Here is a 24137-nt window from a genome sequence, read left to right as displayed (position 1 = left end):
TCTTATGCGTGTTTAGGTGAAAAGCGTTTTGCCCATAATGCCGTAATGATGGGCACCAATACTGACGTCACGATGACGCTGGTGGCGACTAACGCTGTTGCCTGTTGCGCGACCGGCGCGAACTCTGGTGCCATATTCGCGATCAGAAGGGGAGTGGCGACGGCGGCACCTGCGCTGCTGGATGCGGCCACGCCAGCGGTTCCATTACCGCCGCCGATAAATTTATCGGCGAGAATCAATGGAATGCCGGTAACGATAATCACCAATACGCCGAGGAAGATCCCTGCGAAGCCTGTTTGGAGGATTACCGCTAAATTAATGGTATTACCCAACGCAAAAGCGAAGAAAGGAATCAGAGTTTGTACTGAGTTACCAAACAGTTTTCTCAGATCAGGGTCCAGGTTACCTAGCGTAAAGCCAATCAGGAAAGGCAGGACGGCACCGACAAATAGCTGAGGTTCAAAGGTCGCGATACCGCTGGCACCCAGAATAACCATAGTCATTAACGGGCCGGATTCCAGAGACATCAGCACAAACGCGCCCGCTTCTTCTTTCGAACCATATTGGTTCATCAATGCGGCATACAAACCACCGTTTGTCATGTCCATTGCCGCGACCAGTGCCAACACGGAGATCCCGGCCAGCAAGCCGTTTTGGATGCCGTCCCCCGGCAGGAACGTGCCTGCGATCATCGCGACAACCCAGGCGGTGGCGAGTTTGGTTATCACCAGAACACCTGACTTTTTCAACATCGTTCCCGTCGCTTTAAGTTCAATGGACGCGCCCATGCAGAAAAACCAGACCGCCAGAATAGGGATCGTGCCGGTAATCAGGCCGTTACTGAAAGACCCTAAATATTTCCCCGCACCGGGCGTAAAGGTATTACAGAGTGCGCCCAAAAAGAGCGGCACCAGCATTAATCCCCCTGGGATTTTATCAATGGCTTGTTTGATTTTCATAAAAGACCTCATTTAAAAATAAAAAGATATTCAGCCCGCTTTCAGTGAAAGCAGATGGAGTATTGGTATAAAATCATAAATAGGGTGGAATAAAACCCAAGGGGTTATTACCCGATTTCATTAATTATTGAAGATGGTTGTCCTTATTATAAAATTGATAATGAATACTCTTCGTTATTTTGATATTGATGCTCTTGGCTATTATTTAGGGTATAGGTTGCCTTCCCATAATGCGTAATTCACGCTTGCGGGTTTTTATGTCATGACGATTACTGAATGACGTTCAATACGTCACTCATTAAAATTTATTGTGGCTGTTTTTGAGAAATAAATTATCTGATATCAATATTCCGACTGTTAATATGAGCGGTAATCGCTTTGCTGGTTTTAATCAGGCTTGCCAAATGCTTCTCTTTTTTTCCATTCGCATATTGCGATTGCATGCCGTTAACGCCAATAGCCGCAATGACTTCGCCATCCTGATTAAAAATCGGCGCGGCCATACAGCAAATTTCTTCTATATCTTCACCGTCATCTATGGCCCAGCCCTGTTCTTTGACGATTTTCAGGTGCTGTAGGAAATCAGATTTATTGGTGATCGTCCGGGGCGTTAAATATTCAAAGGTGCAATTGGCAATTAGTGATTCAATTCTTTCCTGTGGTAGCCAGGCCACGAGTACTTTTCCCAGAGACATGCGGTTAAAAATAATTTTCTTACCTTCCCAAGATGTTTTTACAATAGCCTTGGGTGATTCCACTTTACTCAGGAAGAAACCATTGTCGCCGTCCAGAATACCAAGATGGCAGGTCAATTCCGTCTCTTTGACCAGCTCATGCATAAAGTTAATTGTATCTTTACGCAGGTCAATATTCTTTATTACCAGACCACCCAGCTCAAATAGTCTCAACCCCAGAACATAACGTCCGTCGGCGCGCTGACGTAATAGCTGTGTGACCACCAGCACTTCCAGTAGATGATGTACGCTGCTTTTGGGGATAGACAAATCCGTACAAATCTCAGTGAAGCTGGCTTCGTCGCGTTTGGCGATGTAGTCAAGAACCATCACTAAACGGACGGCTGCTGGCGCTTTACTGTGTTCGAGCTGTTGGAATATATTCATAGTTGTTCTATATATAAAACTTTGGTTTCCTATATAGAACAATAATAACGCAACGGTAATTTATTTACCTAGATACAGATCACAAATTAATCTCAAATAGGTTGAATATTTCAATATAAATGAAACGTAGTTTTATTAGGGAAACAAAATAGCGGTATTTTGGCGGGAAAGAGAAAAATCCCTGAGGTTGCTGACAAAGTCCGCAGAGCGGGGTAACGGATAGATCGTAAAGACGCTGTAAACACGTCCTTGTGCGCTCGGCTTGCGCCATCCCTGGCGCAAACGCTTTACTCTTCTATTCCGTTACTCCCGTTTTCATTCGGCAAATAGGTTTGTCAACGGTCTGATCCCTGACCCTATTTTCACAAGGTCAGGGATTTTTAAATAATAGAAGAACGGTGATTAACGCTTTTTAAAGGCGGCGGCCAGCGCATCACCCATCGCGCTATTACCTGTAGCAGGTGCACTTGCTGGACGGGGGCGTGATTTACCTGCTGGCTGACGCGGTGAGGTCGTGTTATCAGTGCGGGCATTGCCACCGCCACGGCGCGATGACGTCTCACCCGGCTGCTCATCAAGCCGCATCGTCAGTGCGATGCGCTTACGTTGCAGATCCACCTCCATCACTTTCACTTTCACGATATCGCCTGCTTTCACCACTTTGTGTGGATCGTCGACGAAATGGTCGGCCAGCGATGAAATATGTACCAAGCCGTCCTGATGGACGCCGATATCCACAAACGCGCCAAAGTTGGTGACGTTGGTGACTGCGCCTTCCAGAATCATGCCCGGTAGCAGATCGTTTAAGGTTTCTACACCGTCGGCGAAGCTGGCGGTTTTAAACTCAGGGCGCGGATCGCGACCTGGTTTTTCCAGCTCTTTAATGATGTCAGTCACCGTCGGCACGCCGAAACGTTCATCGGTGAAATCCGACGGTTTCAGGTTACGTAGCGCGTTTGGATTCCCCATTAGCGCCTGCAACGCCTGCTCGGTTGCGGCCAGAATGCGTTCTACGACAGGATAGGCTTCCGGGTGAACGGTGGAGGCATCCAGTGGGTTATTGCCGTGATTGATACGCAGGAAGCCCGCGCATTGCTCAAAGGCTTTTGGCCCCAGACGGCTGACTTTCAGCAACTGCTCGCGGTTGTGGAAGCGGCCATTCTCATCACGCCAGGTCACAATATTTTGCGCCATCATACGTGTCAGCCCTGCGACACGTGTCAGCAGTGCAACGGAGGCGGTATTGAGATCAACGCCGACGGCGTTTACGCAGTCTTCGACCACCGCATCCAGTTTTTTCGCGAGTTGGCTCTGGCTTACGTCATGCTGATACTGGCCTACACCGATGGATTTCGGGTCGATCTTCACCAGTTCTGCCAGCGGGTCCTGCAAACGACGAGCGATAGACACGGCACCGCGCAGCGACACATCCAGATCGGGGAATTCCAGCGCGGCCAGCTCGGACGCGGAGTACACCGACGCACCGGCTTCACTGACGATCACTTTCTGCGCGTTGATCTCTGGGAACTGTTTCTGCGTATCGAGGAAGAAACGCTCGGTTTCACGCGAGGCGGTGCCGTTGCCAATCGCCACCAGCTCAACCTGATGTTTACGGCACAGCGCGGCGATTATTGGCGCGGCTTTCCCTGCCTGACCGGTGTGCGGATAAATCGTATCGGTCGCGACCAGCTTGCCAGTGGCATCCACCACCGCGACTTTTACGCCAGTACGCAAGCCGGGATCGAGACCCATCGTGGCACGCATACCCGCCGGAGCGGCCATCAGCAGGTCGTGCATGTTGCGGGCGAAGACGTTGATGGCTTCGTCTTCCGCTTTCTCACGCACGCTGCCCATGAGCTCGGTCTCAAGATGTAGCAGCACTTTGATGCGCCACGTCCAGCTAATGACGGCGCGACGCCAGCTGTCTGCCGCTGCATTGCCTAGCCGCAGGTTCAAGTGGTCGATAATAATCTGTTCGCAGTAGCTCTCACGCGGCGCTTCTTCGTGCTGCGGATCGGCGTTCAGCGCCAGTTGCAGCACGCCTTCGTTACGGCCACGGAACATCGCCAGTGCGCGGTGTGAAGGCACCTGAGCGATCGGTTCGTGATGATCGAAATAGTCGCGGAACTTCGCGCCGTCTTCCTCTTTCCCTTCCACGACGCGGGAAACCAGATGGGCGTTTTTCCACAGATAGTGACGCACTTTCGCCAGTAGCGTCGCGTCTTCGGCAAAGCGCTCCATCAGGATGTAACGCGCGCCGTCCAATGCGGCTTTCACGTCCGCTACGCCTTTCTCGGCATCGACATAAGCCTGTGCCGTCAGCTCCGGCTCCTGGCTTGGGTCTTGCCATAGGCTATCGGCCAACGGTTCCAGACCGGCTTCAATCGCGATTTGTCCGCGGGTGCGGCGCTTAGGTTTATACGGCAGATAGAGATCTTCCAGCTCGGTTTTACTCAGCGTGCCGTTAATGGCGGTGGCGAGCTGCGCGGTTAACTTTCCCTGCTCATCGATGGATTTCAGAATAGTCTGGCGCCGGTCTTCCAGTTCACGCAGGTAACCGAGGCGTGTTTCGAGCTGGCGCAGTTGAGTGTCATCCAGTCCGCCGGTCACTTCTTTACGGTAACGGGCGATAAAAGGGACGGTATTTCCTTCGTCCAGCAGGCGGACTGCGGCGTCTACCTGCTCCGTGCGCGCCTGCAATTCGCTGGCGATAATATGGCTTAATGAATCATTCATGGGTCTGATATCAGTCGTCATCAAATGAGTGGAATAAACAAGTGAGGACAGTTATACGGATTGAGCGTGCAAAATGCCAGCCGCTGCCATCTGGAAAGCGTGGGCGATCTCGCGCTGTTCAGCGCAACAATCTTTACCTAAATCAATATTCCGTCAGATTCTTGCAACCCACCCACGATTTTAGCGTATGAAATACGTTGGCTTGTTTCTTTGTAAATTGAGTGTTGTTTTGATCAGGACGTGTAGCACGGGATGACCTATCCAAAGCCCGTGAGAGCTGAAGGAACAACATCATTATTCGGGCAGGAGAAAGGTTCATGACAGTCAGAACGTCCACGTTGACGGCAGAAGGGCAGGCGAGTATTGCGCTGGAAATGCGTTCCGGCGTACTGGGGAAAGAGGCGGTGGACATTCGCCCTCTCGGTGAACACGGGCTATGCAGTTATGATCCTGGCTTTGCCAATACGGCAGGATGCGAGTCGGCGATTACCTATATTGATGCAATGAATAGCGTATTGCTACATCGGGGCTTCCCTGTCGAACAGCTTGCCGAGCAGTGCGATTTTACGGAAGTCTGTTACATCCTGCTGCATGGCGACGCGCCTTCTGCGGAGGCCTATGCGGAATTTGCCAACAACATTACCCGGCATACGCTGGTTCATGAGCAAATTACCCGGATGTTCAGCGGTTTTCGCCGTGACTCTCATCCGATGGCGCTGATGTGTGCGGTGGTAGGGGCGTTGGCCGCGTTCTATCACGATGTACTCGATATTCATAACGAGGAGCACCGCGAGCTAGCGGCAGTGCGACTGCTGTCAAAAATGCCGACACTGGCGGCGATGTGCTACAAATACTCCATCGAGCAGCCTTCTGTTTATCCGCGAAATTCCCTCTCCTATACCGGCAACTTCCTGCACATGTTGTTTTCAGTGCCGGCGGAAAAATATGAAGTCAATCCGGTGTTGGAACGGGCGATGAACCGCATCCTGATTCTGCATGCTGACCACGGTCAATGCCCGTCTACGATGGCGGTTAGAGCGTCTGGCTCTTCCGGTGCGAATCCGTTTGCCTGCATTGCCGCCGGGCTGGCATCGATGTGGGGTCCGCTGCACGGCGGGGCGAATGAAGCCTGTATGCGCATGCTGGAAGAGATTAAAACGGTCGATCGCGTGCCTGAATTTGTACGGCGAGCGAAAGACCGCTGTGATTCATTCCGCCTGATGGGATTCGGTAACTCGGTCTACCAGCATTTCGATCCGCGTGCGGCGATTCTGCGTAAAACCTGCTACGAAGTATTAGGTGAGTTAGGTACGGAAGACAGCCTGTTACAGGTGGCGATGGAGCTGGAACATATCGCTATGACCGATGCCTATTTTCTAGAGAATAAGCTCTATCCAAGCGTCGATTTCTATACGTCGGTCATTTTGAAAGCGATGGGTCTGCCGCCATCAATGTTTACGGTCATTTCTACCGTTGGCAGGACGATCGGTTGGATTGCGCATTGGGATGAAATGCACAAACAGAAGGACATCAGCATTTATCGCCCGCGGCAAATTTACACTGGGCAGCCGCGCCGGGACTATGTTTCTCAGAAAAAATAGCGTTTCTCAGAAGAAATAATGCTTCTCAAAGGAAGGGCTAGTACGATTGCCCCCAGATGCCGATGTTGTGGCATCTGGGGGCAGGAGAAAGACGCTAGAATTTTTCCCAGTTATCCTGCGTGTTACCGACAGGGGCTAGCGCTAAGCGAGCCGGTTGTGCTGTCTTTGCCACCGGTGTTGGACGGGCTGCTGACATGCCTCGCAGGTGGAAATGGTTCATGAGAGTCACCAGATGGGCAGACTGTTCGCGCAGGCTGGTTGCTGCATTGGCAGACTCTTCCACCAGCGTTGCGTTCTGCTGTGTGACCTGATCGAGTTGGTTAACCGCATCATGAATTTGCGCAATGCCGGATTCCTGCTCTTGCGTGGTTGTCCCAATCTCGCCGATTAACGTTGCGGCATTGCGTGCCTGATTGACCAGCTCATCAATGGTGCTACCCGTTTCTTCGACCAGACGGTTGCCTGCTTCGACTTTTTCGACGCTGGTATTGATCAGTACCGCAATCTCCTTAGCGGCAGAGGCGGAGCGCTGTGCCAGCGAACGAACTTCTCCGGCGACGACGGCAAAGCCGCGGCCCTGTTCGCCAGCGCGGGCGGCTTCAACGGCCGCATTCAACGCCAGAATATTGGTCTGGAAGGCGATACCGTCAATCACGCTGATAATATCGCGAATTTTATGCGAACTGGCGGAGATCTCTTTCATCGTCACAACGATATCGCTAATGGCCTCACCACCCTTCGTCGCCGTTTCGCTGGTTTGGCTGGCGAGGCGGGTGGCGTTACGCACGGTATCCGCATTCTGACGAATCGCCTGGCTCATTTGCTCCATCGAAGCGGCGGTTTGCTGCAAACTGGCAGCCTGCTCTTCTGTACGTTGGCTAAGGTTTTCACTGCCAGCAGCGATCTGGCTGGAGCCAGAAGCAATCGCTTCACTGCTTTGTCGTACCTGTTCGACGATATTTCCCAAGCTATTACTCATATGATGCATGGTGGCTAACAGGCTGCTGTGGTCACCCGGTTTTATATCGATGTCGACGGCCAGATCGCCCTCGGCTACCTGCCGGGCAACGTGGGTTGCGTACAGCGGCTCGCCGCCCAGCTGTTTTTTCAATGTACGGGTAATCAGCCATGCCACGACAGCGGCCATCGCGGTGGCAGCAAGGGAGAGAATCAGCATGATAACGCTGCCGGATTGCGCATTATTCTGCGCACGGCTGACAATCTCATTGGTATCCTGCTGTTGTGAGGCTGTCATCGCATCCAGTACTTTGAATAGCGCATTTTGCGCGGTTTGCATCTCGTTAAGAATAATGGTGCTACCCTGCTGGCGCTGTTGTGGGTCGGTGGATTGCACCAGCTCCATGGCTTTTAAAAAAGCGGCAAGGTACGGTGGACGCGTGTCCTGAAACTGTTTCAACAGTGCGCTGGTGCCTTCGGTATCTAACTGTTGGCCGAGTTTTTTCAGATTGGCGGTGTTGCGGGCGATTTGTTCGTCAACAAACTGTTTTTCCTGCCGAATTTTCTCGGGGTCGGTGCTCAGTGCAATATTGCGGATAAGACGGGCATTGGCATCAAAACCGGCTTTAACCTCTTGAATGAGTAGCATGTTGGCTAACGTGGTGCCGGAAAGCCGGTTGATGTCGTTACCCAGCCCAACCAGCTGGAGTCGTCCGAAGAATGCGACCAGCAAACTGATGATGATAACCAGAGTAAATCCCATACCCAGCATGTTACCGAGTTTGATTCTGTTCAGCATATTCATAAACATCCTTAATTTTTTGACATGCTACGAAGGCACAAAGGAGGGGGCTTGCTATCGTAATTGATGCAAGTAATGACAGGGTTTTATTGCCATGTTTTTCATTTTCGGGATACATCGTCGACTCCCGCATTTAAAAACCTATAGATAAGAATATCTTTAATATCGGCAGTAAAAGCGTTCGGTTGATCACGTAAATTACGGCGAGAGGGATTTCGTATGAAATGTGTGATCTGAGAGACAAAATACGGGTTATTTTGATGTTGCCGAGTGGGGAATGCGGGAGGAACGGAGAAGTGGTGCGTTAGCCCTTCAGAGGCGAACGCACCGGTCAATCAAGAGGCTTTATCGTGGACAAAAGGGGCGATATAGCGCTGATAGCGTGATGTTTTCAGCTGTTGCAGGTCGACAAGCACCAGGCCGTCAATGCAGTTATTGAAGTCGGGATCGATGCCAAAGTCGATAAACCGCACGCCTCCCGGTTCACACAGCTCCGAATACTGCTTGTAGAGCGTTGGAATGGCGCACCCCATATTGCTGAGCATGCTTTTCAACCGTGTGAGATCCTGCTGATAGTCTGTTCCTTCAAACTGCTTCAGCACGTCAGGCAGCGATGCCGGATAAGGTCGGCGCGAGGTTGCCAGCGGCTGGTCAGGCGTGAAGTGCAGGCGGTAGAACGCAACCAGCAAATCGCGTGCATGAGGCGGCAACGTGCCAGAAAGTGACACCGGGCCAAATAGATAGCGGTGTTCTGGATAGCGTGCCAGATAAGCACCAATACCCAGCCAGAGATAATCCAGTCCGCGTTTACCCCAATATTTGGGTTGAATAAAACTGCGCCCCAGTTCAATGCCTGACGCCAGTATTGGGTCCATTTCGTCGCCGTACTGGAACAGGCTGTGGCTATAGAGGCCGCTTTTCCCTTTTTCAGCGATCAGGTTTGCCGTTGAGACAAAGCGATAAGCACCGACAATCTCTAGCTCGCGATCGTCCCATAGGATCAGGTGCATATAGTCATCGTCATAGCTGTCCAGATCGCGGCGCTGGCCGGAGCCTTCGCCCACGGCGCGGAAAGCGATTTCACGCAGGCGTCCGAGTTCACGCAACAGCGGTACGTAATCCTCTTCACCGCGCCGATACAGATAGACCACTTTGCCATCCGGCGTGGTGCCCAGCGTTTCACACGCTGACAGCGCACGTTTCAGCAGCACACGATCTTCGGCCAGCGCGATGGGCTTCTCACCTGCAAAGCAGCCGGGTTTTCCTTGTCCCAATCGATAAACGTGTCGCCGGAAGCGGGCTGCCAGATCGTTGGCGTTCCATTCGCCCTGGCTCCAGGACGTATAGGGAATTCTGGCACCGATACGCAGCTTGAGTGTTTGTCCGCGTTGGCCGAACATTTCTCTGACCAGCAGGAGGGTGGACAGCGGGCGATAAACCATGGAAGAGAGATAGAACAGCGCACTGTTACGTCCGCCGATATGAATCGGAACCACGGGCGCACGGGCTTTGCTCGCCATGCGGATAAAGCCATTATGCCAGTGGCCGTCACGAATCCCTTTCAGGCTGGCGCGTGAAACCTCACCAGCCGGGAACACGATGATCGCGCCGTCACTTTCCAGATGCTGCTGGATGGCGCTGATTTGCTGGCGTTTGGTGCGGTTATTGAAGTTATCGACGGAAAAAAACAGATTTTTAAGTGGGGCGACATAAGAGAGGAGTTGGCTGGCGACGATGCGAACATCGGGCCTGACGCTGGCGACGGTGCGTAGTAGCGCCAGACCGTCCAGCGACCCAATCGGGTGGTTGGCAACCAGCACCACCGGCCCCTGACTGGGGATATTTTCTAAGTCCCCTTCGACCATTTCACAATTGAAGTTGAAGTAATCAAGAATCTGTTCGACCAGATCCAATCCTTTCAAATGCGGGTAACGCCGGGCAAATTGCTGCATTTCATTTTCAAATAGCAGAGAACGCAAAACCGTTTTCTGCCAGGGTGGCGTATGGCGATGCGGGGCAAGATCTTGCAGAATGGCGTCTAAGCTAAACATAAATCGTTCTCCGTAGCTCTCCGTGGCTAAAAGTACGGGATAGAAATGACATATTTATGTCTGTTGATAGATTATTAGCCAAAATTGTAAATCTGTGTAATGAACGCGTGATTTTTGCGTGCTATTACCAACCCAGCCTGCCGATTAGCTGTGGAAAAAGCGCGCTAGGACAGGTTTTTGCCGCTGTTATTCAATGCAGGGGGAGGCGTGTTTCATTAATAAGGCATAGTTTAAAAATATGACCTATTAATAGAACAGTAGTCTTGAGTTTCCTTCATTATAGACGCATCATGTTCTATAAATAGGTGTTAGGTATATGTTATGCCCCATTAATGGAACAGGAATATAGCGATGGCGAAACCTTCTGCTCGAACATACTCTCGCTACAGCCGTGATGCCGCTCGTTTACTGGGGTTGATGCTTCGCAGCGCGAGGATTGAACGTAATATGACGGTAGAAGAATTAGCTGAACGAGCGGGCGTATCACGAGGTCTGGTCTATCGCGCGGAGGAAGGAGATATGGGATGCTCAATTGGTGCGGTTTTTGAGTTGGCGACCCTTGTTGGTGTGCCTCTTTTTACCGCAGATCAATCCGCAATGGCTCTTCATATTGCAAACACGGAGAAAACACTCTCTCTTCTACCGCGTGCTGTACATAATTCCAAAAAGATCGTGAATGATGACTTCTGATAACGCTGTCGGCAAAGCCTACGTGTGGATCTGGTTGCCTGATGCGACGAAGCCCGTTGTGGCTGGTTTATTGAGCCGGGACGGCGACCGACTTATTTTCAATTATGGTCGTCACTATCTGGAGCGAAAAGACGCGATCCCTATCTATGAACCTGAACTGCCGTTAATGCGTGGTGCTATCCCGCCAGCAGCGGGCCTATGGCAGGCGAGTGCATTACGCGATGCCGCACCTGACGCGTGGGGGCGACGGGTTATCCTTAATCGACTCATGGGGGCCAGAGGCAGGGGAGCGGATAGCGGTATGCTGGATGAACTGACATACCTGCTTGAGTCAGGCTCAGACAGAATTGGCGGGCTTGATTTTCAAGCATCGCCAACAGAGTATGTCCCGCGTTCAGCCCAAAATGCTTCTCTTGAAGAGTTGATGCTGGCTGCAACCATGGTGGAAAAGGGGGCTTTGCTGACGCCTGAGCTTGAACAAGCACTTTTCCATGGGAGTTCGTTGGGCGGGGCTCGGCCGAAAGCGATGATTGAAGATGAGAACCATAAGTTTATCGCAAAATTTTCATCCTCAACGGATACCTACAACGTCGTTAAGGCCGAATACATTGCGATGCGACTGGCTGCGAGTGTTGGTTTAAATGTGGCTCCGGTGCACTTTCGGCAGACGGCGGGGAAGGACGTGATTCTGATAGAACGTTTTGACCGTACGAAAGTAGAAGATGGCTGGAAACGTAGGCTGATGGTCTCTGCACTGACGCTTTTCGGCCTTGATGAAATGATGGCGAGATATGCGAGCTACGAAGAATTCTCGGATATCATTCGGCAACGCTTCGACGAACCGAAAGCGACGCTGCGCGAGCTGTTTGGCCGTCTAACCTTCAATATCATTTGCGGAAACACCGACGATCATGCCCGAAATCACGCGGCATTCTGGGATGGTCGCGCTCTAAAGCTGACACCAGCCTATGATATCTGTCCGCAGAATCGGGCGGGTAATGAGGCGACGCAGGCAATGTTGATCACTGGCGAAAACAGGATGAGTAATCTCTCCCTCTGTCTGGAGGCCGCTCCTAAATTTCTGTTGGGTGAAGCTGACGCTATTGAGATCATCATGCATCAGATAGAAACGGTGCGTGCATGCTGGGAAGACATCTGTGATGAAGTCGTATTGAGTGAAGTGGACCGCAAGCTGTTTTGGGGCCGTATGTTTCTCAACCCTTTTATTTTTGAAGGTACGCCGGACGTTGTACGCACTAAAGCGCTAGCGGGGTTACTGACTTGAAAACCAATCTGATTACCCGCGAGGGATATGACAAACTGCGGGCTGAGCATGAACATCTCTGGAATGTAAAGCGCCCGGAAATTACCAAAATCGTTTCCTGGGCAGCAAGCTTGGGGGATCGCTCAGAAAATGCGGACTATACCTACAATAAGCGTTTGTTACGCCAGATCGATCGCCGTGTGCGCTACCTGAGAAAATGTCTGACGGAATTGAAAATTGTCGATTACTCACCGCAGCAGGACGGCAGCGTATTTTTTGGTGCCTGGGTCGAGATCGAAAATGAGCAGGGTGATGTGAAGCGCTTGCGGATTGTCGGCCCGGACGAGATCTACGGTGATAATAAAGACTATATCTCGATTGACTCCCCGATGGCGCGTGCGATGCTGAAAAAAGCGGTTGATGAGGAGTTCACCGTGAATACGCCAGAGGGGCCGCGCGAGTGGTTCGTTAATTCGATTGATTACGTTAAGTCATAAGCGTAGCCCAGCTTACGCCGGGCGGATTTATCGCTGACGTGAAAAGTGCGATGTCGCCTGAAGCAGGTTTAGTCATCTGCATTTTGCGATCGCAATAGTTGCCTGGCCTGCTCAATGACGGGTAAGTCAACCATCTCGCCGTTTATCTGAAAAGCGTAGCTATGTTCGGCCGCTTTCAACACCTGTTTTGCCCAGTCTATTTTGCTGTGATCTGTCGCGAAAGCCTGCTGAACGGCATCGATCTGCGAGGGATGGATACACAGTTTGGCTGAGAACCCGAGCGAGCGTGCGTGCAATGCGTCAGCTAACACCCGCTCGTGATGCGTGAAGTCGGGATTGACGCAATCTATTGGCGGCGGCAAGTCGGCCAATCTGGAAGCTAATACAATACGGCTTCTGGCATACAGCAAAGCATATAGGGATTGATCGCAATGGATATCGAGTGAAAAATCCAGTGAACCGAATGCGACCCTTTCTATGCCTGCGGCGCAAATTTCCTCTACGTTATGCAACCCCCGTGCTGTTTCAATAATCGCAATAATATTCACATTTTCTAGTTTATTTTTATTGCGATTTATCATTTCCCTCGCTTCATTCAGCATTTCTGCGGACTCTATTTTAGGTAAGACAATTTCCCACTTGACTACTTTATTTCTTAATTTTTCGTTACGTCTTAATCCCTCTTTGTTATTGAGCTTATTCAGGAACTCGATGTCTTCACTAAACGCTATTGAGCCAAACTTATTTAAACGTATATATTTTTTGCAATTTACATCAGAGACGGCAGTATCTTTTTCATACCACTGAATAATATTTTCTCGGGCTTGGTTTTTTTCATCAGGATGAACAGCATCTTCTAAATCAAATATCACGGCATCGGCACCGCAGTTAACAGCATGCTGAAAGCGACGGGGTGCATTACCGGGTACGAAGAGATAGGTCTTAGCGTATTCCATGCTGCTCTCCTTCTGTTAATTAATTGATTTAAGATAATTTTATTAAAATGTAACTAATTAATTGCGAATAAGAATGATACCTATTTACATTGACGTTAATGGTATGCTAGCTTTCCGTTCATTATTTTTCAATCTATCTATCACGACATTTTTATTATGTTTCGGGATGTGTTAACCCGAGTCCTAATGACACCTTTTTATACGTTACTGCAATTAATTATTACTTGTTTTATCGGTATGAGGAGTGGTTATGAATATCAAGGTAGACGCAGTTAAGCACAAGGATATACATCAGATTTCAGGTGATTTTCTCTCTGATTATTCAAATAAAAATGCGTTGAGGCGATTGATTCGTTGCTTTTTTGCTGAAGGAATTTTGAATAGAAATGACCTTATTTTAAATGGGGTTAATTCCAGGTCAGCAACGCTTGTTTTACGAGATGGAAAAGGGGAGGTGAAATTTGATGATATTTATCTAGCCCCGGCAAATACCTATATTAATAATGGAAATATTTCTCTCATTCATTCAGATGGGACATCTTTTCCCGTCAACGGTCACGAGCGGTTGATTGATGTATTCCGCGATAGTTTTGATTTCCATCCTGAAGAAAGCGGCATTAATGGCTTGAAAAGAGATGTGGCTAACAGCATCCGTAATGATACGAATGCCCGGCGCTATCGGTGTCAATGGCGTGCTGAGGTGGCTGAGGCCATGCGACAGGATGGGCAAGAATATTTCACGCAATGGCTGCGTCGGCAGCGAAGTATTCGCGATGCCGCCATGTTTCTCGATCAGTGGGGATCGCTGGAAGGGCATCCCTACTACCCGACCTGGAAATCTCGTCCGGGCCTGAGTGACGAAGACGTCCAACTGCTGTCACCCGAATTCAATGCCCGTGTACCATTGCGTATTACCGCACTACGCCGTGATATGGCGTATGTGGAATGTATGCCACATGTCGATGATTTTCATCAGTGGTTTGCTCAAGCGTTCCCGGCGCTCTGGCAGGAATGGAAGCAGCGCCTGAATCAACAGGGGCTGGATGAGGCGCAATGGCTCCCGCTGCCCATCCACAGTTGGCATTTGGAAAACTGGGTGAAATCCCACTACGCGGACGAGATCGCCGAAGGGATTCTGCTTACCGACGGCCCCGATCTCATCACGCTTCCGGGCATGTCGTTTCGTACGGTTTTGCCTGTTGAACCGCCTTCTTCCCCCTTCATCAAACTGCCTGTCGCCATCTGGATGACCAGCGAAATGCGTAGTCTACAGGCGAAATCGATCCACATGGGGCCGCGCATCAGCGCCATTATCGAGGCGATTCTGGTGCAGGAAGGGGGATTCGAACAGCGATTGGAATTTTTCCGCGAAGAAGCCGCTTTCCACTACAAGCACGCGGTTCATCAGGATGACGCGCCGGGCAAACACCTCTCTGTCGTTTTCCGCGATGCGCACGCCTATGAACGCGCTGACGGCGCGCTGCCCGTGACCGTCGCCACACTGTTTACGGCGCTGCCTCACCGCGACCAGCCACTGTTCACCGAGCTGGTTACGCTTTCCGGGCTCGGCGCAGAGGCATGGTTCCGCCAATACGTGCGCGCCGTTACTCGTCCTGTTATCGCTATCTATCTGCTGTACGGCATCGGGCTGGAAGCGCATCAGCAGAACAGCCAGATCCTCTTTTCATCTGAAGGTGTCGCGCAAGGGCTATTAATCCGTGATTTCGGCGACGGGCGCACCTACGCACCGCTGCTGCGTCAGCGCGGGCATCATCTGCAACCCTACGTCTGGCCCGGCATTCTGCCCACGGTGTTTGAAGACGATATCGAACCCGTGCGGATGTTTGTCGTTGATGCCTGCTTTGTCAGCCACCTGCACGAACTGGCGCTGGCGCTCAGCGCGGAATACGGCTTTGCCGATGCCCGGCTGTGGCAGGTGATGAAGGAAGAAACCGCCGCGGCGTTTGACGCGGTGAAGTCGCGCGTTGATGGCGATCTGTGGCAGACCGAACGCGACATGTTTTTGACCCAGCCCTGGTATACGCGTTCGCTGCTGCGCATGCACATTCAGGAATACCGCGATTACCGAATTCAGCATGGTCTGAGCAATCCCTTCCTCGCGGAAGGGGAAGAAACCCGCATCGGATCGTGATGTATGGCGATGCTCCTGCCCCACAGGCTGAAAAACGGGAGCATCTTTTTCACTCCTCATTTTGAGATGGATAACTTTGTTGATGAACGCCAGGAAGAACTTCACTCCACCTACCGGGAAGACTCGTTTTCCTATTCCCTCCGCGTTGGCCATCGCCGTAACGGCTGTGCTAAGCGGCATCGCGATACCCGTGCAGTCGGCAACGGGCGAGCGCGATGATTCCACTATCGTGGTCGAAGCCAAAGACGCTGAGGCTGCGCAGGGGCTGGTGGCGGGCGGCATGTCGGCGCGTGCGTCCAGCACCGGGCTGCTGGGCAAAAAGGACGTGATGGATACGCCATTTAATGTCAGCAACATGACCTCATCGTTTATTGAAAACAAGCAGGCGCAGACGCTGGGGCAGGTAGTCGCGCATGACGCCTCGGTGCGAGTCAGTAGTTCGCAGGGCGGTCTGCTGGATTCTTATTACATCCGCGGTTTCCCGCTCAACGAAGGTAATCTGAGCGATATCGCCATGAATGGTGTCTACGGCGTCGCGCCCAACTACCAACTGATGACCGACTACATCGAGCGGGTGGAAGTGCTGAAAGGGCCGTCGGCGCTGCTGTACGGGCTGTCACCTAACAGCAGCGTGGGCGGCGTGATTAACGCCGTCACCAAACGCCCGACTACCGTCGGCAATCTGACCCGCCTCACCACCAGCTGGCAGTCTGATTCTCAACTCACGCAGCATGCGGATATCTCCCGCGTTTATGCGCTGGACAATAATAATCTGCTCGGCGTCCGTTTTAATGGTAACTATGGCTATGGTGACACCGTGTGGGACGGCAGCGACAAGCGCACGCAGGTCGGCGCGCTCGGGCTGGATTTCTCATCAGAACGCTTCCGCGCCACGTTGGATCTTATCACTCAGCATCTGAAAACCCGTGCGCCGTCTCGCCCTTATTTGTTCGCGCAGGGTGTGACCGTGCCCGATGCACCGGATGGTAACACCAATATTTCCCAGCCGTGGGGATTCTGGCACTCCAAAGATCAGTCGGTGTTGCTGCATACCGAATACGATTTGGCGGATAACGTCACTTGGTTTACCGATGCTGGAGGCTCTAGCAGTCATGTTCATCGCGTATCGGAGCAGGTCCCGCTGATTAATAATAATGGTGACTCAGTATCCAGCATGGTGGGTTTTCGTTCTAACGTCAGTCGTTATAACTTGGCAACTGGTATTCGGGCAGAAGCTGAAACAGGTTCGATAACGCACAAATTATCCGCACAAACTAGCTACTATCGTGATCAGTTATCAAGTGGTATTCGCTCTACGTTAAATGTTAACAGTAACATTTATAACCCAGTCTATATCCCTGAGCAGAGCATTAACGAACCTGATGTTGTTAAGCGTTCTTCCACCGCACTATCGGGTATCGCGTTGGCGGATACGCTCGGTTTCTGGAACGATACGTTGCAGGTTACTGGTGGGTTACGCTACCAGAAAGTTAGCTCAGATAACTTTGTTGTGCGTTCTTCTTATGACAAGAGTGCAATTACTCCGATGCTCGGGGTGATTGTTAAACCTTGGCAGCACGTCTCGCTCTACGCCAACTACATTGAAGGTCTGAGCCAAGGCCAAATTGCTCCAGATAATGCATCGAATGCAGGTCAAGTACTGTCGCCGTATAAGAGCAAGCAGTACGAGGCTGGGGTAAAAGTGGATGCGCTGGGGACGATTTCTACGCTGAGTGTCTTCCAGATCACCAAACCGAGCGGCGCGTTAGCTAACGGACCGGGCAGTGAGTTTATTGAGGCTAACGAGCAGCGCAATCGGGGTATCGAACTGGATGTGGTCGGTTCACCGCTGGAGGATCTACGTCTGACGGGCGGCGTGATGCTGCTGGATGCTGAACTAACCAAAAGCGTGACACCGGGGGCGCAGGGCAAGCGCGCACCGGGTACGTCGCGTTTTCAGGCTAACGCCGGCTTGGAATATGACCTGCCGTTCCTGCGCGATCTGACGCTGAACGCCAACGTCACCCATAACGGGAAGCAGAACGTCAACACCATCAATACTCAATCCATTCCTTCCTGGACCACCGTTGATTTCGGCGCCCGTTACAAGACGCGCATCTATAACGCACCGACCACGTTCCGAGCAGATGTCCTTAACGCTTTTGACCACAACTACTGGTCTGGCGTGACGTCGTTCAGCACGGTATCGCAAGGAACGCCGCGGACGCTGATGCTGTCCGTGGCGGTTGATTTCTAAGGGCATGCGTTTTCAGGAACCGAACGTTAGGAGATAGCAATGAGCAACCTGTTTAGCTTTGCCGCAGCGTCTTCCCACTCTGTTATGCAGGCACACTGGCCTGAAAGACTGACGCCTTATCTGGATAGTGAGATTGAACAGTTCCTTTTCGACTCGACCCAAAGGTTGTCATGGCTGGTTGAACAGTATGGGTCTCCGCTGAATATTGTCTGGCCGCACACCGTGGCTAACAATATCGCGGCATTGCGAACTGTGTTGCAGCGTCACGACGTGGACTGCCGCCTGTACTACGGCGCGAAGGTGAACAAATCGCCGGGGCTGGTACAGGCGGCGGTTAATGCGGGTGTTGGCGTGGATGTTTCCAGCCTACAGGAACTGAACGATGCGCTGCGGGCAGGCGGCGATGGCGCACGGCTGTGCGCCACCGGCCCGGCAAAAACGCGTGAGTTCCTGACGGCGCTGGTTCATCACCGTGCGCTTATCGTGCTGGATTCACCGGAAGAGTTCGACGAGGTGCTCGCGCTGGCAGATTTGCTGCGCGTGACGAAGCCGGTGCGGGTCCTGCTGCGCTATCGCCCATCGTTCGCACAGGCTAGCCGTTTTGGCATGTTGGCCGATGAGGTCGAACGTTGTCTGGAGGCGCTGAGCGTCAGGCAGGATGCGCTGCGTTTAGAAGGCTTCCATTTCCATCTCGGCGGCTATGAGCCCGATACCCGCGTGGCGGCATTCGCCGAGCTATTGCCATTACTGGAGCGGGCGCAGTCCCGGGGGTTGCAGCCGGTCATTATTGATATCGGCGGCGGATTGCCGATTCAATATCTTTCGGCTTCACGCTATCAGGATTATTTAGCGAAGCAGAATGCGGCGGATTACCGCCACGGTCAGGTGCCGACCTCGTTTTACCCGTACGGCGGCGAGCGTTCGGCAGCCGACTATCTTGAAGCATTCCTGTCCGGCTCAATCGGACAGAACCGCGTAGCGGACGTGCTCAAGCAGCACGGCCTGATTCTGGCGATTGAGCCGGGACGCAGCCTGGCTGACCAAAGTGCGATTACCGTGTTTCGCGTCACGCGCACGCGCCGCCAGCCGGATGGCAACCACGTCGTGTTTGTGGAAGGCAGCAGCTTTAGCGCGTGTGAAACCTGGTTTAACTCTGAGTTTTTGATTGATCCTCTGCATGTTTTTTCCGTCAAAAAAGACACGCCTCTGGTGCCGGGCAAATCCTGGATCGCCGGACACAGCTGTCTGGACGACGATGTCATTACGAACCGATTGATTCATTTTCGAACCGTGCCGCAGCCAGGCGATTTACTGATTTACGCGAATACGGCGGGATACCAAATGGACCTGCTGGAGAACGCGTTTCATCGGCATCCGCTGCCTGCGCGCCTGTGCGCTTTCAAAGGTAAGAAAGGTGAGCTGATTTTTTCCAGTGATAACTGAATGGAGCAGAACCATGATCCTGAGTAAAGTAACTGATTTGATTGGTAATACGCCCGTTATACACATTCCCGTTCCCTATGGGGACACGCGTTTGTTTTTAAAAGTGGAGAAGAACAACCCCGGTGGCAGCATGAAGGATCGCATGGCGAGAAATATGATTGTTGCCGGACTGAAGTCAGGGAAAATCCGCCCCGGTGGCACCATTGTCGAGTCGTCATCGGGTAATACCGGTATCGGACTGGCATTGGCGTCGATCGAATACGGTCTGCGCTTTATTGCCGTGGTCGATCATCATGCGGCACCGGACAAAATTGCCATCATGCGCGCGCTGGGGGCGGAAATTCGCTATGTCTCCGGTGATTATGGCGAAGATGAGGTGGCGGTAGTGGAACGTCAGCGTATGGCGGCGCAGCTGGCACAGGACATTCCCGGTGCGGTGTTTATGAATCAGTCGGACAATGCGGCGAATGCGGGCGGCTATGCCGATCTTGTCCGCGAGCTGTTCAGTCAGATTGGCAAGATCGACGCGTTTGTCGGTTGCGTGGGCACGGGGGGATCGATGACCGGTATTTCTCACGGCCTGAAGGTGCACAACCCGGATATTATGACCATTGCCGTTGAACCGGTGGGTTCCATCGTCTTCGGCCACCCCGGCAAACCCTACTATCAGTCCGGCACTGGTACGCCAGCGGGGGATACGGTGGGACTGGTGCTGGATTACAGCTGTATCGACTGCGGTGAGCAGGTTTCGGATTCGCAAGCATTTGAAACAGCACGCTATATCGCACGCCACTACGGTCTGCTGGTTGGCGGCTCGACCGGCGGGGTGATCTATAAAGCGCTGGAACTGATCTATCAGGATCGTATCGGTGGCAACGTTGTGTTGGCGATCGCCGACGGCGGTGAAAAATACCTGCATACGGTGTTTAACGAAGAGTGGCTGGCGGCACGTAATCTGACGGATAACAGCGTGTGGCACGATCTGGATCGCTGGCTGGGCAACGCGATTTCTCTGGAGCAGGCAAGTTAAGGAGCCAAGGATGAGCGAATCGCTAAGTGCACAGCCGCTTAACGTGGTGATTTGTGGGGCTGGCAAGACCGGCCATCTCGCCACGGTGCTGTTTACGCAGTTACCGGACGTCGAGGTGACGCTGCTGGGCAGCCATCCCCGTCTGCTGGCAGCCTACCAACAGCACGGTAAACGGCTACACGCGCTGCTGCCGGATGGCGAGGTACTGACGGCTACGCCAGACTGCGTGACCTGCGATCCGGCGGAAGCCTGCCGTGATGCCGATGTGGTTATCATCACCGTTCCCGCTAACTTTCGCGCTGATATTCTGGCGCGGATCGTTCCCCATTTACCTGCCAACAAACCGGTTTACGTTGGCGCAATTCCCGGTTTTTGTGGTTTTGACTGGCTGGCCGAACGCGAGCTGGCCGCTTGCCCAAATGCAGTGATTTGGGGAATGAAGGATGTGGCGCACATTGCGTTTGATTTGCTGCCGGGTCAGTCGATCAAGATGGGGGGGGAAAAATCCACGCTGTATGTCGCCACCCATCGGCGTGAAACCGCTGCGAGCCAGCAGGCGCTGGTGGCGCTGCTGCAACGGCTCTATGCTGCGCCCGTTGTGCTCTTGCCGGATTATTTGGAGATCACGCTGACGCCGGGTAACCCAATTATGCACAGTGCGGTGATTTATGGTCTTATCGGCCCCTACGGACAGTGGCATGCCCGGCCTTTCCCGCAGCCGCTGTGCTGGTGGAATGATTGCCCGGAACTCGGAGCCTATTATCTGGAACGTATGGACGAGGAGAACCAGCGGCTGTGTGCGGCGCTGGAGGCGCGGCTTAGCGTGCAGTTGGGTTCGGTACTGCCGCTCAAGCAGGAGATTATCGATGCTTATGGCGAGCAGATTGCCGATGCGCACACGATGCTTTCCGTACTGCGCACCAATCAGGCTTATCACGGCATCGGTCTGCCGCTGCGAAAACATGATGCTGGTGGGTACGTGTTTGATACGCAGCATCGGGTGTTTCAGGAGGATATTGCCTACGGCCTGAGCCTGCTGGTGACCCTTGCAGAGAACCTGGCCGTTAGCGTGCCGTACATTGAGGAAGTCTACCGGTGGTGCAGCGATTACATGGGAACATTGACGCAGGATCGTCCCGACTATTTCCCGCTACAGTGGCTGAAATGAGACGGGGTGACGCTGTGAAAGCAGAAGGAGCTGACGTATGCGCTTGAGCGGGCAGGTCGCGTTCATCATCCACTTTATGTTTGTCGTACAGCTAGTGGCAATGGGAGCGATGGAGATGAGCGGGCCGTTTTGGCCGCTGCATCTGGAAAGCATGTCGTCCGGTGCGGAACTGAGTCTCGCGGGGATTGCCGTATACGTCGGGCCGATGCTGGGCATTATGCTGACCAGCGCTTTCTGGGGACGGATGGGCGATCGGCTGGGCAACAAAGCCATGATGATCCGCGCGCTGTTCGGGCTGGCGTTGACCCAACTTGGGCTGGCGTGGGCCAATGATATCTGGACGATCGTCGCGCTGCGTTTTATTCAGGGTGCCTGTGCGGGTTATATTGCACCCGCGCAGGCGTACGGCGTTGCGGTGGTCAGTCCGTTACAGCGCACGCGGCTGTTTGCCTGGCTTCAGGTCTCCACCAACGTGGGATCGCTAGTGGGAGCGATTGTTGGTGGGCTGATTCTCGATTATCTGAACTTCTTCTGGATCAACCTGAGTGCCGCGATCCTCTGCGCGCTGTGTGGCATCACTGTGGCGCTGTTCCTACCGCATGTCGCCCCGGCGGTGCCAACGACACCGCCTGCGGACGTGCAGGCGAAAACCATTCCCCGCAGGCGGCTCTGGGCGCTGTCGCCGATCCCCGGCCTGTTGCTGATTTCTGGCCTGCTGCTGGCTAGCCGCATGATTCCGCAAACGCCGTTTTCCCTCTACATGGACGGCTTCTTTCAGGTGGATAAGTGGGTTATCGGGCTGTGTTATGGCTTGCAGGCGACCGGCGTGATTGTCTCCGCGTCGCTGTGGGCGCGCTATTTTGAAAATCTCTCGCTGTCGCAGACGCTGAGCCGTCTGTGCGTGGTCATGCTGGCCTGCGCTATCGTGACATTGACGGCCGCTACGATCCTGAATATTGCGATTTTCATCCCGCTTTATTTCCTGTGGGGCGTGCTGTTGGGGGCAACGACGCCCGTTCTGATGGCGTTGATTTCCCGCGCGGCTGGTGCCGGGCAGCAGGGTTACATACTCGGCGTGGCGCAAAGCGTCAGCCAGTTTGCCTCGATTCTGGGCATTGCTTTGGGCGGATTGGTTCTCTATTCCCCCGGATTACGTTCACTGTTCTTCTGCGTTGGTGCCGCGTATCTGGTGACTTTTCTCGTCTCGCTGATGCTGCTACGACGCCTGCGGATACAGGTGGAAAAACATGACTCTCTCTCGACGAAGGGAAATATCGAAAATGTGTAATTGTTGGATGCGGCAACATTGCCGTCGGTTATTGCTGAGTGCGCTGTTGATGGTCGGTCTGTCGCCGCTGGTGGGGCAGGCTGAGCAAACTGCGCAAACCTCAACTGTCATCAAGGATGTGTTGGGGCGTGAGGTGAGAGTCAACACACCGGTGCAGCGCGTGATGTTGGGCGAGGGGCGTCAGCTTTATCTGGTCGCGATGCTCGACAGGGAAGATCCGGCAAAAAGAATTGTCGCCTGGCGGCGCGATCTGATTCAGTCCGATCCGGCAACGTGGCACCAGTATCGTGACCGCTTCCCTCAACTGGCAAAAATACCGACGTTTGACGGCACGGAAAAGGGCACGTTTGATGTGGAACAGGCGGTATCGCTCAAGCCAGACGTGATCATTATGAACATTGAGGCGCAGCGGGCGATTGTCGATGCGGGCTACGATCGGATATTGGACAGCGTTGGCATTCCTATTGTGTATGTCGACTTCCGCTATCACCCGCTGGAAAACACGGCGCCGACCTTGCGCCTGTTCGGCAAGCTGTTCCATCAGGAAGCGCGTGCCGACGCGTTTCTCGCATTCCGTGAGGCGCAGCTAAAACGCGTTTCCGATGTGCTAGCGGCGAAAAAACCGCGTTCCCCGCGCGTGTTTATTGAGCGACTGGGGGGGTACACCGATGAGTGCTGCCTGACGTTTGGTCGGGATAATTTTGGTAAATTTGTGCAGTTGGCGGGCGGCGACAATGTGGCAGCGAAAAATGCGCCGAATACCTTCATGCAGATGCATTCTGAACAGGTGATTGTGGAAAACCCGGAAGTCGTGGTGATCACCAGCGGCAACTTTGAAGCCTTCGTTCCCGGCGGGCGCTGGATTGGGTTAGGGCCGGGACAGGATATGACGGAAGGGCGCAAGCGGCTTGAATGGTTCCTGGGGCGTCCGGCCTATACCAACAGCATTGCTAAACAGAAGCGCGCGTTCCATGCCATCTGGCACCAGTTTTACAACGGCCCCTATGATTTCATTGCGATTCAGCAACTGGCAGAGTGGTTTCACCCAGATTTATTCCGCGATCTCAATGCAGACGACACCTTCCGCCAGCTTCATGAGCAGTTTTTACCGGTTGACTACCAGTCGGGCTATTTCGTCAGTCTTACGCCGTAAATGAGAGTCAGC

General features: G+C 52.9%; 17 protein-coding genes. 11 read left to right on the top strand and 6 right to left on the bottom strand.

All coding sequences use genetic code 11. The features are described 5' to 3' along the window. Nucleotides 1-2: 2 nt before the first annotated feature. The 3 genes from kdgT to E2566_RS19710 form a co-directional block, all read right to left on the bottom strand. A complete protein-coding gene (gene kdgT, locus E2566_RS19720; protein ID WP_107168917.1) occupies nt 3-959 on the bottom strand; it encodes a 2-keto-3-deoxygluconate transporter in 957 nt (318 codons plus the stop codon). A 332-nt stretch (nt 960-1291) separates the two neighbouring features. Next, nucleotides 1292-2080, bottom strand: coding sequence for an IclR family transcriptional regulator (locus E2566_RS19715; protein WP_107168916.1), 789 nt, complete (start codon nt 2078-2080; stop codon nt 1292-1294). Nucleotides 2081-2482: 402 nt separating this feature from the next. Continuing rightward, nucleotides 2483-4816 (bottom strand): Tex family protein, encoded by a 2334-nt coding sequence (locus E2566_RS19710; protein WP_107168915.1) that lies wholly within the window; start codon nt 4814-4816, stop codon nt 2483-2485. Nucleotides 4817-5133: 317 nt separating this feature from the next. On the opposite strand from E2566_RS19710, the gene E2566_RS19705 reads away from it, so the two are divergent. After that, nucleotides 5134-6417: a citrate synthase gene (locus E2566_RS19705; protein WP_107168914.1), complete on the top strand. Its 1284-nt coding sequence runs from the start codon at nt 5134-5136 to the stop codon at nt 6415-6417. Nucleotides 6418-6511: 94 nt separating this feature from the next. On the opposite strand, the gene E2566_RS19700 is transcribed toward E2566_RS19705, so the two are convergent. Both E2566_RS19700 and olsF read right to left on the bottom strand, forming a co-directional pair. After that, nucleotides 6512-8179: a methyl-accepting chemotaxis protein gene (locus tag E2566_RS19700; RefSeq protein ID WP_107168913.1), complete on the bottom strand. Its 1668-nt coding sequence runs from the start codon at nt 8177-8179 to the stop codon at nt 6512-6514. Between the two features lie 332 nt (nt 8180-8511). Further along, the gene (gene olsF, locus E2566_RS19695; protein ID WP_107168912.1) at nt 8512-10227 is read right to left on the bottom strand and encodes a bifunctional ornithine lipid synthase OlsF; all 1716 of its coding nucleotides are present in this window, start codon (nt 10225-10227) and stop codon (nt 8512-8514) included. Between the two features lie 351 nt (nt 10228-10578). Between olsF and E2566_RS19690 the strand changes: the two genes are divergently transcribed. Genes E2566_RS19690 through greB form a run of 3 tightly spaced genes read left to right on the top strand, consistent with a single transcriptional unit; the run spans nt 10579 to nt 12678 of the window. Then, entirely contained in the window at nt 10579-10917 is a 339-nt protein-coding gene (locus tag E2566_RS19690) for a helix-turn-helix transcriptional regulator (RefSeq protein WP_107168911.1), read from the top strand. Then, the gene (locus E2566_RS19685; RefSeq protein ID WP_107168954.1) at nt 10907-12202 is read left to right on the top strand and encodes a type II toxin-antitoxin system HipA family toxin; all 1296 of its coding nucleotides are present in this window, start codon (nt 10907-10909) and stop codon (nt 12200-12202) included. The genes E2566_RS19690 and E2566_RS19685 overlap by 11 nt, the downstream gene beginning before the upstream one ends. After that, nucleotides 12199-12678 carry a transcription elongation factor GreB gene (greB, locus tag E2566_RS19680; protein ID WP_107168910.1) on the top strand — a complete coding sequence of 160 codons (480 nt, stop codon included), beginning with the start codon at nt 12199-12201 and terminating at the stop codon, nt 12676-12678. The genes E2566_RS19685 and greB overlap by 4 nt, the downstream gene beginning before the upstream one ends. A gap of 68 nt (nt 12679-12746) precedes the next feature. Here greB and E2566_RS19675 read toward each other — a convergent pair whose 3' ends face one another. Beyond that, nucleotides 12747-13634, bottom strand: a complete 888-nt coding sequence (locus tag E2566_RS19675; RefSeq protein ID WP_107168909.1) for an HpcH/HpaI aldolase/citrate lyase family protein — start codon at nt 13632-13634, stop codon at nt 12747-12749. Between the two features lie 250 nt (nt 13635-13884). On the opposite strand from E2566_RS19675, the gene E2566_RS19670 reads away from it, so the two are divergent. The 7 genes from E2566_RS19670 to E2566_RS19640 all read left to right on the top strand — a co-directional run bounded on the left by E2566_RS19670 (nt 13885) and on the right by E2566_RS19640 (nt 24125). Then, entirely contained in the window at nt 13885-15786 is a 1902-nt protein-coding gene (locus E2566_RS19670) for an IucA/IucC family protein (RefSeq protein ID WP_107168908.1), read from the top strand. Between the two features lie 82 nt (nt 15787-15868). Continuing rightward, a complete protein-coding gene (locus E2566_RS19665; RefSeq protein ID WP_107168907.1) occupies nt 15869-18043 on the top strand; it encodes a TonB-dependent receptor in 2175 nt (724 codons plus the stop codon). Nucleotides 18044-18082: 39 nt separating this feature from the next. Beyond that, nucleotides 18083-19486 (top strand): Y4yA family PLP-dependent enzyme, encoded by a 1404-nt coding sequence (locus tag E2566_RS19660; protein WP_107168906.1) that lies wholly within the window; start codon nt 18083-18085, stop codon nt 19484-19486. A 13-nt stretch (nt 19487-19499) separates the two neighbouring features. Beyond that, complete coding sequence (locus tag E2566_RS19655; protein WP_107168905.1) at nt 19500-20516, top strand: PLP-dependent cysteine synthase family protein; 1017 nt, start codon at nt 19500-19502, stop codon at nt 20514-20516. 10 nt (nt 20517-20526) lie between these two features. Beyond that, nucleotides 20527-21684 (top strand): NAD/NADP-dependent octopine/nopaline dehydrogenase family protein, encoded by a 1158-nt coding sequence (locus E2566_RS19650; protein ID WP_107168904.1) that lies wholly within the window; start codon nt 20527-20529, stop codon nt 21682-21684. Between the two features lie 37 nt (nt 21685-21721). Further along, nucleotides 21722-22972, top strand: a complete 1251-nt coding sequence (locus E2566_RS19645) for an MFS transporter (protein WP_107168903.1) — start codon at nt 21722-21724, stop codon at nt 22970-22972. Beyond that, complete coding sequence (locus tag E2566_RS19640) at nt 22965-24125, top strand: ABC transporter substrate-binding protein (RefSeq protein ID WP_107168902.1); 1161 nt, start codon at nt 22965-22967, stop codon at nt 24123-24125. Before E2566_RS19645 ends, E2566_RS19640 begins: the two co-directional genes overlap by 8 nt. The last annotated feature ends 12 nt before the right edge of the window (nt 24126-24137 follow it).

The organism is Pectobacterium punjabense (assembly GCF_012427845.1).
Taxonomy (GTDB): Bacteria; Pseudomonadota; Gammaproteobacteria; order Enterobacterales; family Enterobacteriaceae; genus Pectobacterium; species Pectobacterium punjabense.
This window is presented reverse-complemented; position numbering and strand designations above follow the sequence as displayed.

Coding starts and splice junctions, on each gene's coding strand:
- kdgT (WP_107168917.1), bottom strand. CDS start 959: ATGAAAATCAAACAAGCCATTGATAAAATCCCAGGGGGATTAATGCTG.
- E2566_RS19715 (WP_107168916.1), bottom strand. CDS start 2,080: ATGAATATATTCCAACAGCTCGAACACAGTAAAGCGCCAGCAGCCGTC.
- E2566_RS19710 (WP_107168915.1), bottom strand. CDS start 4,816: ATGAATGATTCATTAAGCCATATTATCGCCAGCGAATTGCAGGCGCGC.
- E2566_RS19705 (WP_107168914.1), top strand. CDS start 5,134: ATGACAGTCAGAACGTCCACGTTGACGGCAGAAGGGCAGGCGAGTATT.
- E2566_RS19700 (WP_107168913.1), bottom strand. CDS start 8,179: ATGAATATGCTGAACAGAATCAAACTCGGTAACATGCTGGGTATGGGA.
- olsF (WP_107168912.1), bottom strand. CDS start 10,227: ATGTTTAGCTTAGACGCCATTCTGCAAGATCTTGCCCCGCATCGCCAT.
- E2566_RS19690 (WP_107168911.1), top strand. CDS start 10,579: ATGGCGAAACCTTCTGCTCGAACATACTCTCGCTACAGCCGTGATGCC.
- E2566_RS19685 (WP_107168954.1), top strand. CDS start 10,907: ATGACTTCTGATAACGCTGTCGGCAAAGCCTACGTGTGGATCTGGTTG.
- E2566_RS19675 (WP_107168909.1), bottom strand. CDS start 13,634: ATGGAATACGCTAAGACCTATCTCTTCGTACCCGGTAATGCACCCCGT.
- E2566_RS19670 (WP_107168908.1), top strand. CDS start 13,885: ATGAATATCAAGGTAGACGCAGTTAAGCACAAGGATATACATCAGATT.
- E2566_RS19665 (WP_107168907.1), top strand. CDS start 15,869: ATGAACGCCAGGAAGAACTTCACTCCACCTACCGGGAAGACTCGTTTT.
- E2566_RS19660 (WP_107168906.1), top strand. CDS start 18,083: ATGAGCAACCTGTTTAGCTTTGCCGCAGCGTCTTCCCACTCTGTTATG.
- E2566_RS19655 (WP_107168905.1), top strand. CDS start 19,500: ATGATCCTGAGTAAAGTAACTGATTTGATTGGTAATACGCCCGTTATA.
- E2566_RS19650 (WP_107168904.1), top strand. CDS start 20,527: ATGAGCGAATCGCTAAGTGCACAGCCGCTTAACGTGGTGATTTGTGGG.
- E2566_RS19645 (WP_107168903.1), top strand. CDS start 21,722: ATGCGCTTGAGCGGGCAGGTCGCGTTCATCATCCACTTTATGTTTGTC.
- E2566_RS19640 (WP_107168902.1), top strand. CDS start 22,965: ATGTGTAATTGTTGGATGCGGCAACATTGCCGTCGGTTATTGCTGAGT.